Source organism: Mesorhizobium sp. M1342, from assembly GCF_040317955.1.
In the GTDB taxonomy this organism is placed as follows: Bacteria; Pseudomonadota; Alphaproteobacteria; order Rhizobiales; family Rhizobiaceae; genus Mesorhizobium.
Window position 1 is genome coordinate 135,431 of the sequence record NZ_JAMYLI010000004.1, and the last position, 15,716, is coordinate 151,146.

Genomic DNA, 15,716 nt, shown 5'->3' on the forward strand with positions numbered 1-15,716 from the left:
CTCTTAGCCGAGACTCCGTTCGAGCATCTTCAGATCACGCCCACCGGCGCGAAACGTATCGCCGGTTTCGATCGCTGTCACGATCACTTCGGCCGGGCTGAACAGCAGCGGGTCGATGGCATAGAAATCGCCCTTGAACCGCGTGAAGATCTCGGCGAAGGGTTGGCCGTAGTCCCGTGAGGCGCTGCTTGGGAGTTTTTCCGCGAGTTTGCCAGCTTCTTTCGCCGATCCTTTCACGAAGAGCTGGACGCTGCCGCCATAGATGATGGCATCGTTGGTTCGGCCCATGGCGGTCAGGAAATCCGGATGGGGGGCGGGGATCGGAGCCGTTCCGATGCCATCGACAACGTTCTCCAGCGGGAATTTGAGATCGTTGATCTTGTGCAGGGCAACCTCGAGCGCGCGCGCAACGATCTGCACGCCGCCGGCAAGGCTTTGTGTCGGCGCATAGAGGAAGGTGAGCTTTTCCGTCGCCAATCCAGTTGCCTTGCCCACTTTCTCAACGATCGCGCGGGGAGGCGGTTCGGCCGTCTCCAGGATAAGCACCGCGGACGATGCGATGTCGCGATAGGAAAGTGTTTCGAACAGCGGTTCGACCCGGGCGAGCGCCCGCGCCGGCCCAGATCCCATGGCGAAATAGTCCTGGCCAGATAGATTCCAGCCCGCATATTGGCTGCCCAGGCAGGCTAGCACCGGCTGCGAAGATCGCGCTTCGACGGTGAACGGCCATTGCTGTGACGCACGATCCATGAACACCGAAACGCTGCCGAGACCGCCCATCGCAGCCTCAGCCATGCGCAGCCCGGCTTCGACGCTGCCGACGGTCTTGGCGCCGGCATCGATCAGGCGCTCGCCCAATGGCCCCGTGGAGACGACGATACGCAGGCGTTCGGCGTCGTCGATCATGCCGTCAACGATGCGCTGTGCATTGTCGTTCAGGAATGCCGAACCGTCTTTCATGTCCGGTCTCCTTCCCATTGGAGTTGCAATTGACTGACTTGTCCCTTGATGAGCCGCTTGGTCGATTGGACGCTCGGACCGCGCGCGAAGACCGTGCAGACAGGGTCGCCGGCAATCAGACGGGTGCCAGCCGACTGCTGGTCCGCTGTCCATTCAGGCCAGGCGATCGACGGAAAGTGAGTGATTGGCGTCGCGGCGTAAGTCACCATCGACGCCATCGAATCGACGAAGCGCGGCAAGCGGAAGACCTGACCCGTCGCGGCGCGCAGATGCGCTTCGATCAATGGCGCTTCGACATCGTCGAAAATGTCGAGGGTGGCGCCCGGCCTCGGATTGATCTCGATGAACTTGTAGCCATCCGGCCCGCGGATGAGATCGGCGCTGCACAATCCAACCAGGCCGGCGCGCCGCGTCAGACTTGAGAGCCAACCGCCGATGAGCGCCGCCTGTCTGCGATCGAAGCGTCTCAACCGCACGGCGCCGCCGTAGCGATAGGGCGCTGTCGGGGAGGGGGACGTCCATTGTTGGCTGAAGCCCACGACGTGCGCGGTTTGCCCGTTGCCGACGAACAGGGCCGAGATGCTGCGACCGGCAACGAAGCGCTGGAAGTAGCGGCCGGCGGTCGGGCTTTCTCCGGTTGCTCGTCTGACGTGCCCGCCACCGGCGCCGCCCGCGGTCTTGGCCACCCAGTTCTCCGGATCAGGCGGTTGGTCCCATCGCAATTGCGGATGCGGGATGCCAAGTTCGGCGCAATCATCAGCCAGCAACTGCGGATCCTTGATCCTGCGGATCGCGCCGCCGCCATTGCCTGCGAGCGGAAAGTGTCGCGCGATCTTGTCCACGGTCTCAGGCATCCGCTCAAACCCAGAGCCCAGGATAATGGCGACCGGGAGGTCGTCGCCAGCCAATCGCCGAAGCGTGTCGATGATGCGCTCGCCATCGACGCCCCCCTGCAGGTCGCCTGGCAATATCGTCGCGCGTTCTGCGAGCGCGACGGTGTCCGTATCGCAAAAGAAATCGGCGACCAGCGGACGATAGCCGGCGCGACGCGCGGCGGCGGCCAGCGCCCGGCCTGAAATTGCCGCGATCAAAAGAGATCCGGCGTTACTTGGCAATCTCGCGTGCAAGGGAAAACGCTTCCTGAAAATCGAGCGTGATCGTCTTTTCGGATTCGATCATTCTTTTGAAGAGACCGAATTCGACCTTATATTTGACATTGCCGATGGCAAGCGGACCAATGCCGACAGCTTTTGCCGTTTCGAGTGGATCACCATTGGCATTGACGGCCAATCCTTCGATGCCGGCCGGGGGAACAGCATTGACGTCGGCCGCAATAAGCAGGTCATTGCCTTTCAATTGGGCTTTGGAGACCACTTGGACGCCGGCTTTAGCGCAAGCCAGGATAATTTCGTTTGCCTCGACCAGCTTTGTCTTGCGGGCGTCGCTCGATCCGTCAGCGGCATCGACGATGATGTTGAATCTGCTTTCGATCTCGGCCGCGATCTGCTTGACCCTTTCGATGCCGTCATGGCCGACAAGTGTGACCCGTGCACCTTCCTCTGCCGCGATGACGGCGGTGCAGAAGCCGACGACGCCGGTGGCGCCGAAAACAGCCACCCTCGTATCCCTGAGCCCACGCTGGAATTTCTTCTCCAGCGCCTTTTCGACCTTGGCCACCATCGCCGCGGCCGTGGTGAACGAGCCGGCCGGATCGGCAAATACCGAAACCTGGAAAGGCGGCACCATCGCCTTCTTCGCGGCGTCGAACATGTCGAGCGCCAACGAGGCATCCTTCCCGGCGATGAAGATGCCGGTGTCGACACCCGCATCCGGCGGGCGCGAAAAGATCGCGTCCTGGACCAGGCCTGTCACTTCGGCGAGGCTTACATCGACATAGGGGACGACGGCGTCGAAACCTGCGTCGAGCGCCATATTCACGTCGAAGGGGCTCATCTGCTTCAACGGTGTCAGCATGTGCAGGATGTGTTTGCGGGCCATTTCTTGCCTTTCTGCCTGAAACGGGAGCGTCAGCTGCCGACGAGATTCAGCCTGGTTGAGCTGATCTTCGCGCCGGAGTTCCTGCCCTTGACGATCTTGATCTCAAGGCCGTCTCCAACTTTCGTCTTCCGAACCGCGTCGACGAACTTGAGTGCGGCGTCATGCGATGGCGCGAAGGCAAAGCCTGTCGGCCCCCAGGAACTCTGGCCGATGCCGACTGCGCCTTCTTCATTGAGACGGTGGGCCGCCATCTCGACCCGCTTCGAGGTGAACACGCCGCCCTGCGCCGGGGCGAAATGGCTGCCGATCAGCATCTGTATCGCGGTGACGGCGGCGCCGAATGCCGGAAGGTCCCGCTCGACCAGAGCCGGCATAATGCCCATCAGCACCCTCCGGCAGATCTCCCCGCTGCCTGCCGTTGGGAATGGCGGCAGCGAACGAAACGCCGCGACCTCGGCAGCGCCATGCAGTCCATGCCCGGAATGGTCGAGGATGAGGATGACGCGCCACTCTTCCGGAAACGGCAGCCGCGCGACGACCGGAGGCGTTCCGCCGCGGTCGTTCTTGCCGGCGTCGACTATGACGCCGCCGTCTTCGAAACTTGCGATGCCGATGCCGGATCGGCCGCCCCGCTCGAGCAGGCTGGCGTCGCCGACGATATCCAGAGGCAAATTATGGAGAGTGCGCAATGCCGAGGCGACGGCAAGGGCGATCTGCGTGCCGGACCCCAGACCCGCATGACTGGGGATCGACTGCTCGACCACCAGATGGTGCTGGCCGCGAATGCCGAGATGCTTGCAGAGCGTCGACAGATGCTCGCTGGCGCGGGTGCTCTCGGAGTCTTCGACGATGGTCTCGCCGGACCGCGACAGGGTGACGACGGTTTCGGGTTCGCTCAATGGAAGCCCGACGCTGCCGAACCGCCGTCCGGCATCGCCATTGAGATCAAGGAAGCCAAGGTGCAGGCGAGCGGGCACTCGTATGGTAACAGAATTCGACATCTGCCCCCCGATGGGTGCATCATGGATGCATCATGGAAGTTTAGGTGCCCGGTACCATGATAACTGTTTTCGTCGATGGGGCAAGCCAAAGAGAATGCATCACGTGTTTGCCGGCTCCGGCGCATAGACAGACCGAGCAATTCGCGGAGGTCGAGATGAACGAGACAGTCAAGGAAAAGGTCCATTCGGAAGCCGAGATCGCCGATCGGCTTGAGAAGGAGCTGCCGAAATGGCGTTACGAAAACGGCTGGATCCGGCGCAAATACAAGACCCACAGCTGGAAATCGACGCTCATGGTCATCAACACGGTTGGCCATCTCGCCGAGGCGGCGTGGCACCATCCCGATATCACCGCCTCCTATGCCTGGGTCGAGGTGCGCCTGACGAACCACGCGGCGAAAGGCATTACCGACAAGGATTTCGAGTTGGCGAAAAAGATCGAGGATGTTGTTCAGTGGCAGCCGGCCAAGGAAGGCGGGGCGCTGGAAGGCACTCCGCTGACCGATCAACGCTTCGCTTACGTCAAATATGACTAGGCAGGGTCGGAATTTGTTGACGCGTATGAAAACATTCGCTGATCCGCTGCAAGGTGGGGTTCACGGCCAATCCAGTTTCGTCTAGGATCGGGCCGGCACCAGAAAGTAGTTTAGCGAATGGCGGTTGCTTGGATCGGCAACCGGGAAGCGCTGATTGAGCACGCGGCTGCGCATGCCGCGTCGCTATTGTCGTCAAGTCGGTGCCCGGTTTTCAGCTTTGATACGGATATAGACGGCACCAGGGCGGCGATCGCGCTGGCCGAGCGGGCTGGCGCGGCATACGACCATGCCGATGGCGCGGCACTTGCCCGAGAGACCGCGCTTTTTACGGACACGGGGGCAATGACCGTCGCCCCCGGAGAGACGCGCCGGCGTGCCGATGTCGTGGTGATCGTGGGCGAGCTCCCGCGGATCCATCATGGTCTTGTTGGCGAACTCGCTGGAACGGTTCCCGACCTCTCGACCGGGAACCAGCGCGCGTTCTTCGTGGTAGGTCCAAACGGGATGTCTGTGCCGCCGCTGAACGGCGGGCGCAAGGCAACGCAACTTTCCTGTGGCCAAGCCAGCCTCGCCGCCACGCTGGCGGCACTGAGAGCACAGTACAAAGGGCAGCGTACATCGCAACCGGTGTCGAATTTCAATGATTTCGCCAAAGCTCTGGCGGCCGCGCATTTTCCCGTGTTCCTGTTTTCAGGCCACGCCGCCGAAGGCTTGGCTTTGGAGATGCTGCAAGGACTAATCGCCGATCTCAATCGCAAATCGCGCGCATCCGGCCTTCATCTGCCGGCGAACGAAAACGGCTGGGGAAGCACGCTCGCCTCGGCTTGGATGACAGGTTTTCCGCTGCGCACGGGCTTTGCGCGCGGCTTCCCGGAGTTCGATCCCTGGCGTTACGATGTGGCGCGCATGATCGCTGCCGGCGAAGCCGACCTGCACCTGCGGATCTCCGCCACAACGGCTCAAGCGATGGAAAAAAAGCGCCGCATGGCGCTGATTGCGTTGACGAAAACGCAAGAGCCGGTTGCCGGCGCCGTAGTCACCATCGCCATCGGCAAGGCTGGGGTCGATCACGATGCGGTTGTCTACTCCAGCCGCACGGGCTCGCTCAGGTCGATTGATGCGCAAGCGGCCTCGCAATTGCCCTCCGCCGCGACGATCATCCGCCTGATCGCTACCCATGCTTTCGCCGAGCCACTGCCATGCTGACGAAAATCGCCGGCGGCGACATCATCGATCCCGTCAACGGCCGTCTCGGCAAGGGCGACCTCTGGATCAAGGACGACAAGATCGTTCCGGCGCCGGCGGGAGGGGCGGCCGACCGGATCATCGAAGCCAGCGGCTGCATCGTGATGGCTGGCGCCATCGACATCCACTCCCACATCGGCGGCGGCAATGTGAACACCGCGCGGCTGCTCTTGCCCGAACAGCACGCCGCCCATCAGGTGAGGCCAGCAACGACGCCGCTCTCCAATGCCGGCTGGTCGACGTTCCAGACGGGCTGCCTCTACGCAAAGATGGGCTTTACGACGGTGGTCGAGCCGGCGATGTCGCCGGGAGCGGCGCTTCATACGCATCTCGAACTGGCTGACATCCCGATCATCGACAAAGCGACCCTTGCCATTCTCGGCAATGACGATTTCCTGTTGTCGATGATCCGCGACGACGCCCCCCGAACGATGATCGAAGACTATGTCGCCTGGACGGTCGCTTCGACGCGAGCGCTTGGGGTCAAGGTGATCAACGCCGGTGCGGCCGCCGCCTTCAAGGAGAACGTCCGCACCTTCGCGCTGGACGATGTCGTGCCTTCCTATGGCGTCAGTTCGCGCAAGATCGTCAAGACGCTGCAGGCCGCCGTCGACAGTCTTGGCCTGCCGCATCCCCTGCATGTCCATTGCAACAATCTGGGCAGCCCCGGATCGGCGGATACGGCGGCTGCGACGATTGCAGCGGCGGATGGGCTGCCGCTGCATCTCGCCCACCTCCAGTTCTATGGCTATGGCACGGAAGGAAAACGCGGGTTTTCTTCCGCCGCCGCACGGCTTGCCGAACTGGTCAATGCGACGCCGGAAGTCACCATCGATATCGGCCAGGTCATGTTCGGCCAGACGGTCACGGTCTCCTCCGACGTCATGCGGCAGTTTTCGGCGCGTGGCAGCGCGCACCCCAAAAAGACCGTCATTCATGACGGTGACGGCAATGGCGGCGGCATCGTGCCCTACAGCTATGGCAAGGACTTCTACGGCACGATGCAGTGGGCGATCGGGCTCGAGCTTTTTCTCCTGATCGACGATCCCTGGCGTGTGTTCTTCACCACCGATCATCCCAACGGTGCACCTTTTACCGCTTATCCGGCGCTGTTCGAACTGCTGATGAGCCGGGAAGCGCGCACCGAAATGACCGCCGGACTTTCATCATCCGCCCTGGCGCTCTCTACCCTGGCCGCAATCGACCGCGAATACACGTTCGAGGAAATCGCCATCATGACGCGCGCGGCGCCAGCCAAGCTGCTCGGCTTGACGGATCGAGGCCATCTCGGCGCCGGTGCAATAGCCGACATCGCTGTCTATCGCAGGGACCGCAGTATCGCGAAAATGCTCGGACAAGCGGCGTATGTTTTCAAGGATGGCCATCTCGTCGTGCAAGACGGGGAAATCATCCATTACCGCTGGGGCAAGGCATTGAGGCTCAAGCCGCCTGTCGACAAGGCAATGGTGCGACGGCTCGAGGACTATCACCAGCAGCGCTACGGCCTGTCGCTGGACTGGTTCAATTTTCCGGATTCCGCGATTGCGCGCGAACAGCCATTCGGCGAGGTGCCATGCCGAACATGAGCGTCAATGGGGTAACGATCGACGATACCTTCGCCGAAGCCTTCGGCATGCGCGCAACCGCCATCGTCATCACCGCGCCGAGTCGGAAATGGGCTCGCCAAGCGGCGATCACGATGACCGGCTTCGCCACCTCGGTGATCGGTTGCGGCTGCGAAGCAGCAATCGATCTCGACCTGCCGCCATCGGCCACACCGGATGGCCGGCCGGGCTGCCGCGTCATGATTTTCGCGATGGGAACGGACGAATTGCAGAAACAACTGCTCAATCGTGTCGGCCAGTGCGTTTTGACCTCGCCGGGTTCCGCCTGCTTTGCCGGGCTGCAGGGCAGCGCCGAGCTCAAGCTCGGTTCGGCGCTGCGTTATTTCGGCGACGGCTGGCAAATCTCCAAGAAGATCGGCGACAGGCATTTCTGGCGTATTCCCGTCATGGATGGCGAGTTCCTGTGCGAAGCAACGACCGGACTGACGAAGGAAGCTGTCGGTGGCGGCAATTTCTTTGTCATGGCGCAAAGCAGCGCCAACGCTTTGGCCGCTGCCGAGGCCGCGGTCGGTGCGATCGGCATGGTGCCTGGCGCCATCGTGCCGTTTCCGGGCGGCATTGCCCGTTCGGGTTCCAAGATAGGTGGCAAATACAAAGGCATGATCGCCTCGGCCAACGAAGCCTACGCGCCGACGCTGCGCGGCGTCGTCGCGAGTGAACTCGGTCCCGACATCAACGCCGTCCTGGAAATCGTCATCGATGGTGAAACCAATGATGCAGTTGCCGCCGCGATGAAGGCCGGCATCAAGGCTGTCATACAGCTCGGACCGAAAAGAGGCGCGGTTCGCATCAGCGCCGGCAATTACGGCGGCAAGCTCGGAAAATTCATCTACTCGCTGAAGGATATGCTGCCATGAAGGCGCTGACCTTCACCCTGGTTGCCGAGCCGCCGGAGCGCCTTGACCTGTCGCCGCTGACGCCGGAGCGGCTGGCCGGGATCGAAAGCCGCGACGTCGAAAGAATCCAGATCGGCATGTCGAAACACGGATCGAAGGTGGGCGACATTTTTCGCGTCGCCGGCAGCGATCCGACAAACATCGTGTTCGAAGGCGGAAGCGCGCGCCTTGACCTTGTGGCGCAAGGCATGCGGGGTGGGTCGGTTCGCCTCGTTGGCAATGCCGGCGCCCAGGCCGGGCGCGCCATGCGCGGTGGCAAGCTGACGATCGAAGGCAATTCGGGTCCATACGCCGGCTCCGGCATGCGCGGCGGCAGGCTTGAGATAACAGGCAATGCCGGCGACCACCTCGGCGCGCCGCTCGTGGGGGAACTGGCCGGCATGAACGGCGGTGTGTTGATCGTCAGGGGCAAGGCGGGCGCCTTCGCGGCGGACCGCATGCGGCGCGGCCTGATCGCGGTGCTGAAAGGCTCCGGCGACCTTGCCGGCAGCCGCATGATCGCCGGCACGCTGGTGGTGGCCGGTGGCACCGGTGATATGCCCGGCTATCTGATGCGTCGCGGTTCGATCCTTCTCGATCGCGCGCCGGCACGCATGTCGCCGAGCTTCGTCGAATGTGGCGCGCCCGAGAGCGTTTTCGCCGCCATCATCGATCGTCATCTGATCGCCGAGGGCATTTTGAAACGGCCGCTTCTGGGGAGCGCACCGCACAAATATGGCGGGGACAATGCAGTGCTCGGAATGGGCGAGGTTCTTTTTCCGCGCTGAGATCCGTCGACACAAGAACCATAGGATGGCAGGACGCAAGTGCTTGCCGCTGGGTGGCAGTGGTGGGGCCGACCGTCATTCGGCCTGCAACGTGGAGAACACATGAAAATCATCTCTCAAACGAAAGCCCATGGCGGCGTGCAGGGCGTCTATTCCCATTGGTCGACGAGTTGCCGTTGCGACATGACTTTTGCCGTTTTCATACCTCCGCAGGCGCGGGAAACGCCTTGTCCCGTTGTGTGGTATCTCTCAGGCCTAACGTGCACCCACGCCAATGTAATGGACAAGGGCGAGTACAGGCGCATGGCCGCCGAGCTTGGTCTGATGGTCGTCTGTCCCGACACCAGCCCGCGCGGGCCCGACATTCCGGATGAAAAAGACAACTGGCAGTTCGGCTCCGGCGCTGGCTTCTATCTCGATGCGACGCAAGAGCCTTATGCGAAGAATTATCGCATGTATTCCTATGTCACCGAGGAGTTGCCGGCTCTCATCGCGGCTGAATTTCCAGCCGATATGGCGCGCCAGGCTATCTCCGGCCATTCGATGGGCGGGCATGGCGCGCTGACGATTGCCTTGAAGAATCCGCAGCGTTTCAAGAGCTGCTCGGCGTTCGCCCCGATCGCCCAGCCAAGCACCGCCGGCTGGTCGAGACCGGCCTTTGAGAAGTATCTGGGCAAGGATGAGGCCTCGTGGCGAACCTGCGACGCGACGTCGCTCATCGACGACGGATACCGTTTCCCCGAATTTTTGGTGGATCAGGGAACGTCGGACGGATTTCTTGACGACGGGCTGAGGCCTTGGCTGCTTGAGACGGCCTGCGCCAAAGCAGGTATTCCGCTGAAGCTGCGGATGCAGGATGGATACGATCACTCGTATCTTTTCATCTCCAGCTTCATGGACGACCATCTGAGATGGCATGCTGAGAGGCTTTGATCTGGGCAGGCCGAAGGCATGGCCAGATGCAAACAAGTTATCGAATCCGACGCCTTACACCGAGGGCGCCGCGCCTGCCGCCGTCAATTGCTACACATTCAGCCCCGACGCCGCCCACGCGAAAGAACTGAAAGCAGTAGCCGACCTCAATGAGATCCCCGAGCCGCCCTGCGGCGAAATGCCTGACGGCATCCAGTATTTCGAGGTGCCAGCGGGTGAGGCGCGCAAGCTGCTGTTCGTGCGTATGGCCCAGGACGAGCCGTTGTTTGACGAGCAGATGCTGCAAATGTTGGCGGGCTAGACAGTGGGGAGTACGGAGGTCCAAGCTCGTGTAAGACGAAAAGGCGCTGATCGACCTTTAGCTTCGGTCGACGTCAAGCGGCTTTGGGAAAGTCGGAAAGAATAACCTGATCTTGGGTGGCGATCTCGGCGGCCGCTTGATATGCATCACGTCGCGGAGCTTCCGAGAAAAAGCCTTCACCAAGTTCTGTCATTAAATCTTCGAGAACGGTTACCAGGCGTAGGAAGGGCGCCTCTATAGTGCGCGGGCTAGATTTTATCGTTCTTAAATAAAAATTTCGGAAGCCCTTTATCTTAAAGCCAACAGGCTCACGAGTTTCGAGATCTAGTATCAAAGTAAGAAATTCATCGATGCGCCGGTACACAACCGGGGCGTCAACTCTAACGTACTCAAGAGCGTCGGCGTCTTCGTAGTACAGTGCTCTCGGCGTATACTCACCAAACGTTGCGGTTAGCATGCCCATAGCTACTTGTCCTGCTCTACCACAGTCTCCGACGGAAACGCGATTTATGATCGATTGGCAGCATCGGATTCTCGGGATCGCACTCGACGAGCTGCCAAAGCACGATCACACCTTCCGTTACCGGCGGCTTACCATCCATCTGATTATGCCTCCGGCCCTCCGGAAAATCAAGCCGAGCGTATATCACAAATACGAGGTCAGCGGGCATGTCGAACTGTTTGATCAAGCATCCCATAGAAGGTTCATACTTCAACCCTATTGTGGGCTTGGTCACGAAGGCCACGTAATCGAACCCTCGGTCGTCCTCGCCGGCAGGTCGCATCAAGCCTCGAAAGCAAGCGTGGGCCCCACCTAACCCGCGGGTTCCTCGAGAGTCTGCGGTATCAAATTTTGCTGCTCCCGATATTGGTGGCACCAGCCCATGAACATGCCACCAAACGTCGAGGATAGGTTGCCGCTGGCGAGCGTCCAAGTGTTTTTGAAGGTCACCGGTGGTGAGCCGATAGGCCATAATCCGATTTTTGTCGAACGGTGACCTACCGATGGCAGTCGCCGGCGGCGACAACCATCTAGCAGGCTTTTGGTTGCCTCCGACTATAAGCCGGAACTTGGGTTGCTCCCGCTCAGCCATGTCGGAAACTCGCGAAGCCTCAGCTGCACCCGCTCGTCGAGCCGCACGTGTCGCACTTCTCGCAGGTCCCGTTCCGCACCATGGTAAAATTCTGGCACTCGGAGCAGGAATTGCCGGTGTAGCCCTGGAGCAGCGACTTGGCGCGGCGGTCGTTGGCGAGTTTCTTGGCTTCGGCCGCCTCAACGGCCGCGGCATCGGTGAACAATCCCGCCGTGGCGTCGGAAGCAGCCGCTTCCTCGAAGGCGATGTCCTCGGCCAGTTCCTTTGCCCGTTCCTCATAGTCGCGCTTGTAGGCGACCGCTTCGTCGCTGGCCGGTTTCAGGGCCAGCACGTTGGAGCCGGAGAAGGCGGTCGGCACTGAGCGGGCAGGGGCACTCGAGGGGGCCGCAAAGCCTTTCGGATCGTTGCCGCTGACGCGCGACACCAGCTTCACCGGCGAGGCGCCACGGGTCAGGCCCTTGGAGACCGCATCGGTCTTGCCTTCGCTGATGCCACGGCCAAGTGCGGTGTTGGAAAAGTCCGACTGGTCGACATGGGCGAGGTCATTGCGGCCGAGATAGGAAATCGCCAGCTCGCGGAACACATAGTCGAGGATCGACGTCGCGCTCTTGATGGCGTCATTGCCTTGCACCATGCCGGCCGGCTCGAACTTGGTGAAGGTGAAGGCGTGCACATATTCGTCGAGTGGCACGCCGTACTGCAGGCCGAGCGAAATGGCGATGGCGAAGTTGTTGAGAAGGCCACGCAAGGTCGCGCCTTCCTTGTTCATGTCGATGAAGATCTCGCCGAGACGGCCATCGTCATATTCGCCGGTGCGCAGGAAGATGGTGTTGCCACCGATCTTGGCCTTCTGCGTGTAACCCTTGCGGCGGCCGGGCAGCTTTTCCTGCTCGCGCGACACGCGCTCAATGATGCGTTCGACGATCCGCTCGGTGATCTGTGCGGCACGTGCTGCCGCAGGTGCGGCGAGCAGCTGCTCGACGGCATCATCCTCGTCGTCCTCGCCATCGGCGAGCAGCGAGGAGTTGAGCGGCTGCGACAGCTTCGAGCCGTCGCGGTAGAGCGCGTTGGCCTTCAGCGCCAGCTTCCACGACAGCATGTAGGCGCCCTTGGCGTCTTCCACCGTCGCATCGTTGGGCATGTTGATGGTCTTCGAGATGGCGCCGGAAATGAAGGGCTGTGCCGCCGCCATCATCTGGATGTGGCTGTTGATGGACAGCGAGCGCTTGCCGATCTTGCCGCACGGGCTGGCGCAATCGAACACCGCCAGGTGTTCGGCCTTGAGGAACGGTGCGCCTTCCAGCGTCATCGCACCACAGACATGGATGTTGGCGGCCTCGATGTCTTTGCGGGAGAAGCCGAGCGCCGGCAGGATCTCGAACGAGAAGTCGTTGAGCTGCTCGTCGGTGAACCCGAACGTCTCCTTCACCCAGTCGGCGCCGAGCGTCCACTGGTTGAAGACGAACTTGATGTCGAAGGCCGATTTCAAGGCTGCGTTGAGCGCGGCGATCTTGTCGTCGGTGAAGCCCTTGGCCTTGAGCGCGCCGGGGTTGATGGCGGGCGCCTGGTTGAGGTTGCCGTGGCCAACCGCATAGGCCTCCATCTCCGCGATCTGGGCTTCGGAGTAGCCGAGCGTGCGCAGCGCTTCCGGCACGGCGCGGTTGATGATTTTGAAATAGCCGCCGCCGGCCAGTTTCTTGAACTTCACCAGCGCGAAGTCGGGCTCGATGCCGGTGGTGTCGCAATCCATGACCAGGCCGATCGTGCCGGTCGGCGCAATCACGGTCGCCTGCGCGTTGCGGTAGCCATGCTCCTCGCCGAGTTCGATGGCGCGGTCCCAGGCGGCCTTAGCGTGGGTAGCAAGGTCCTGCTGCTTCAGGTCGGAAGCGACCAGCGGCACCGGATTGACGGCGAGCTTCTCGTAGCCCTGCTTCTCGCCATAGGCGGCACGGCGATGGTTGCGCATGACGCGCAGCATGTTCTGCGCATTGCGGTCGTAGTCGGCGAAGGCGCCGAGCTCGCCGGCCATCTCGGCCGAGGTGGCATAGGCCATGCCGGTCATGATCGCGGTGAGTGCGGCGCAGATCGCGCGGCCTTCATCGGAGTCGTAGGGAATGCCCGACGTCATCAGCAGGCCGCCGATATTGGCATAGCCGAGGCCGAGCGTGCGGTATTCGTAGGACTGCTTGGCGATCTCCTTCGACGGGAACTGCGCCATCATGACCGAGATTTCGAGAACGATGGTCCACAGCCGCACCGTGTGCTCGTAGGCTGCGATGTCGATCGTGCCGTCAGCGTTGCGGTAGGGCAGCAGATTGATCGAGGCGAGGTTGCAGGCCGTGTCGTCGAGGAACATGTACTCCGAGCACGGGTTCGACGCCCGGATCGCACCGGCCGATGCGCAGGTGTGCCAGTCGTTCATCGTGGTGTTGAAATGCAGGCCCGGATCGGCCGACGCCCAGGCGGCGTAACCGATCTTTTCCCAGAGATCCCTGGCCTTCAGCGTCTTCAACACCTTGCCGTCCTTGCGGGCGGTCAGGTGCCAGTCGGCATCGTCCTCGACGGCGCGCAGGAAATTGTCCTTCAGCGACACCGAATTGTTGGAGTTCTGGCCCGAAACCGTGAGGTAGGCATCCGAATCCCAGTCGGTGTCGTAGGTCTTGAACGACATCGAGCTATAGCCCTGCTTGGCGAACTGGATGACGCGGTAGATGTAGTTCTCCGGCACGGCCGACTTCTTGGCCGCCTTGATCTCGCGCTTCAGCGCGGAGTTGATCGACGGGTCGAAGCAGTCGTCGCCATTGCCTTCGCAGTTGACGCAGGCCTTCATGATCGCTTCGAGATGCTTCTTGACGATCTTCGAGCCGGTCACCAGCGAGGCGACCTTCTGCTCTTCATTCACCTTCCAGTCGATGAATTCCTCGATATCGGGGTGGTCGGCGTCGACGATGACCATTTTGGCGGCGCGGCGCGTGGTGCCGCCCGACTTGATGGCACCCGCCGCACGGTCGCCGATCTTGAGGAAGCTCATCAGGCCCGACGAGCGGCCGCCGCCGGACAGTTTTTCGCCTTCGCCGCGCAGCAGCGAGAAGTTGGAGCCGGTGCCGGAGCCGTATTTGAACAGGCGCGCTTCACGCACCCACAGGTCCATGATGCCGCCTTCGTTGACGAGGTCGTCCTGCACGCCCTGGATGAAGCAGGCATGCGGCTGCGGATGCTCGTAGGAGGATTTCGACTTGGTCAGCTTGCCGGTGAACGGGTCGACATAAAAGTGGCCCTGGCTCGGGCCGTCAATGCCATAGGCCCAGTGCAGGCCGGTGTTGAACCATTGCGGCGAGTTCGGCGCGACGCGCTGGGTGGCCAGCATGTAGGCAAGCTCGTCGCGGAAGGCGCGCGCGTCTTCCTCCGACCCCTTGAAGTAGCCGCCTTTCCAGCCCCAGTAAGTCCAGGTGCCGGCAAGCCGGTCGAAGACCTGGCGGGCGTCGATCTCGGAACCGTAGCGCTCGGCTTCCGGCAGCTTCGCCAGTTCCGCCTCATCGGCGACGGAGCGCCACAGGAAGGAGGGGACGTCGTTCTCCTCGATCTTCTTAAGGCGTGCGGGGACACCGGCCTTGCGGAAATATTTCTGCGCCAGGATATCGGCTGCAACCTGGGAGAACTGCGCCGGCACGTCGATATTGTCCAAGCGGAACACCACCGAACCATCCGGATTCTTGATCTCCGAAAGCGCCTTGCGGAATTCGATCTCCGCATAGGCAGATTGTCCTGGCTTGGTGAAACGACGCTCGATGCGCATTGGTCCGGTCCCTTTTGTCTATATATAGCGCTTTTCCCAAGGGATTTCTGCCCCCGATGCGAAACGCGCATGTCCGCCGTCTGCCGGGCGTTCGAAACGACCGGCTCTCCATTTTCGCGGTCTCCGCCGGCCCTGCTGGTCAAACTCCTTGCGAAGTATCTGTCCAACGCGCCGACGAACCCGCGGGTCCCTCAAAACTGATTTTTTCCGATTCCCTCGATCGAGGGAAATTCACACTATCTAGCGTCGAACCTACCTGCAAACACTAAATATAGTATTAACAGACAATTTATTCAAGCCCGACAATTGTCCCTATCGTCCCAACCGCCCCACAATCCCAACGCTTCCGCCGGCCTCGTAAACAGGCGGAAATGCGAGCAAAAACGCACATAGTCCGGGAAAAAAGACCGGGCTCAGAACTTTCCGGTCGCACTCTCAACAGGAGCACATGGCCTATAAAAGGCGACTCGTTTTGCGCCGTCAAGGATTCGTTTGCGTAGCTTTTGTGACCCCAACATCTTGTGTGTCACATATGTGGATAACGGGGATAGAATGCAGGCGCGG

At 61.4% G+C, this 15,716-nt stretch carries 13 protein-coding genes; 7 read left to right on the plus strand and 6 right to left on the minus strand.

The window, feature by feature from the left end; translation table 11 throughout:
• Window positions 1-3: 3 nt before the first annotated feature.
• The 4 genes from mch to NKH06_RS05580 form a co-directional block, all read right to left on the minus strand.
• On the minus strand, window positions 4-960 hold the full coding sequence (gene mch / locus NKH06_RS05565) for a methenyltetrahydromethanopterin cyclohydrolase (protein WP_352892466.1): 957 nt from the start codon (window positions 958-960) through the stop codon (window positions 4-6).
• Window positions 957-1,868, minus strand: a complete 912-nt coding sequence (locus NKH06_RS05570; protein WP_352892467.1) for an ATP-grasp domain-containing protein — start codon at window positions 1,866-1,868, stop codon at window positions 957-959. The genes mch and NKH06_RS05570 overlap by 4 nt, the downstream gene beginning before the upstream one ends.
• A gap of 196 nt (window positions 1,869-2,064) precedes the next feature.
• On the minus strand, window positions 2,065-2,958 hold the full coding sequence (locus NKH06_RS05575; RefSeq protein WP_023810423.1) for an NAD(P)-dependent methylenetetrahydromethanopterin dehydrogenase: 894 nt from the start codon (window positions 2,956-2,958) through the stop codon (window positions 2,065-2,067).
• 29 nt (window positions 2,959-2,987) lie between these two features.
• Complete coding sequence (locus NKH06_RS05580) at window positions 2,988-3,959, minus strand: beta-ribofuranosylaminobenzene 5'-phosphate synthase family protein (protein ID WP_352440199.1); 972 nt, start codon at window positions 3,957-3,959, stop codon at window positions 2,988-2,990.
• 155 nt (window positions 3,960-4,114) lie between these two features.
• On the opposite strand from NKH06_RS05580, the gene NKH06_RS05585 reads away from it, so the two are divergent.
• The 7 genes from NKH06_RS05585 to NKH06_RS05615 all read left to right on the plus strand — a co-directional run bounded on the left by NKH06_RS05585 (window position 4,115) and on the right by NKH06_RS05615 (window position 10,262).
• On the plus strand, window positions 4,115-4,495 hold the full coding sequence (locus NKH06_RS05585; protein ID WP_352440200.1) for a 4a-hydroxytetrahydrobiopterin dehydratase: 381 nt from the start codon (window positions 4,115-4,117) through the stop codon (window positions 4,493-4,495).
• 117 nt (window positions 4,496-4,612) lie between these two features.
• Window positions 4,613-5,701, plus strand: a complete 1,089-nt coding sequence (locus NKH06_RS05590) for a tungsten formylmethanofuran dehydrogenase (protein WP_352440201.1) — start codon at window positions 4,613-4,615, stop codon at window positions 5,699-5,701.
• Complete coding sequence (locus tag NKH06_RS05595; protein ID WP_352892469.1) at window positions 5,695-7,326, plus strand: formylmethanofuran dehydrogenase subunit A; 1,632 nt, start codon at window positions 5,695-5,697, stop codon at window positions 7,324-7,326. Before NKH06_RS05590 ends, NKH06_RS05595 begins: the two co-directional genes overlap by 7 nt.
• Window positions 7,314-8,222, plus strand: a complete 909-nt coding sequence (fhcD, locus tag NKH06_RS05600; protein ID WP_352610628.1) for a formylmethanofuran--tetrahydromethanopterin N-formyltransferase — start codon at window positions 7,314-7,316, stop codon at window positions 8,220-8,222. Before NKH06_RS05595 ends, fhcD begins: the two co-directional genes overlap by 13 nt.
• Complete coding sequence (locus NKH06_RS05605) at window positions 8,219-9,028, plus strand: formylmethanofuran dehydrogenase subunit C (protein WP_352892471.1); 810 nt, start codon at window positions 8,219-8,221, stop codon at window positions 9,026-9,028. Before fhcD ends, NKH06_RS05605 begins: the two co-directional genes overlap by 4 nt.
• A 102-nt stretch (window positions 9,029-9,130) precedes the next feature.
• A complete protein-coding gene (fghA, locus tag NKH06_RS05610) occupies window positions 9,131-9,961 on the plus strand; it encodes an S-formylglutathione hydrolase (protein ID WP_352892543.1) in 831 nt (276 codons plus the stop codon).
• A complete protein-coding gene (locus NKH06_RS05615; protein WP_352892472.1) occupies window positions 9,945-10,262 on the plus strand; it encodes a hypothetical protein in 318 nt (105 codons plus the stop codon). The genes fghA and NKH06_RS05615 overlap by 17 nt, the downstream gene beginning before the upstream one ends.
• 73 nt (window positions 10,263-10,335) lie before the next feature.
• Here NKH06_RS05615 and NKH06_RS05620 read toward each other — a convergent pair whose 3' ends face one another.
• Both NKH06_RS05620 and NKH06_RS05625 read right to left on the minus strand, forming a co-directional pair.
• Window positions 10,336-10,725, minus strand: a complete 390-nt coding sequence (locus NKH06_RS05620) for a hypothetical protein (protein WP_352892474.1) — start codon at window positions 10,723-10,725, stop codon at window positions 10,336-10,338.
• Between the two features lie 650 nt (window positions 10,726-11,375).
• Complete coding sequence (locus tag NKH06_RS05625; RefSeq protein ID WP_352892475.1) at window positions 11,376-15,152, minus strand: vitamin B12-dependent ribonucleotide reductase; 3,777 nt, start codon at window positions 15,150-15,152, stop codon at window positions 11,376-11,378.
• Window positions 15,153-15,716 lie beyond the last annotated feature (564 nt).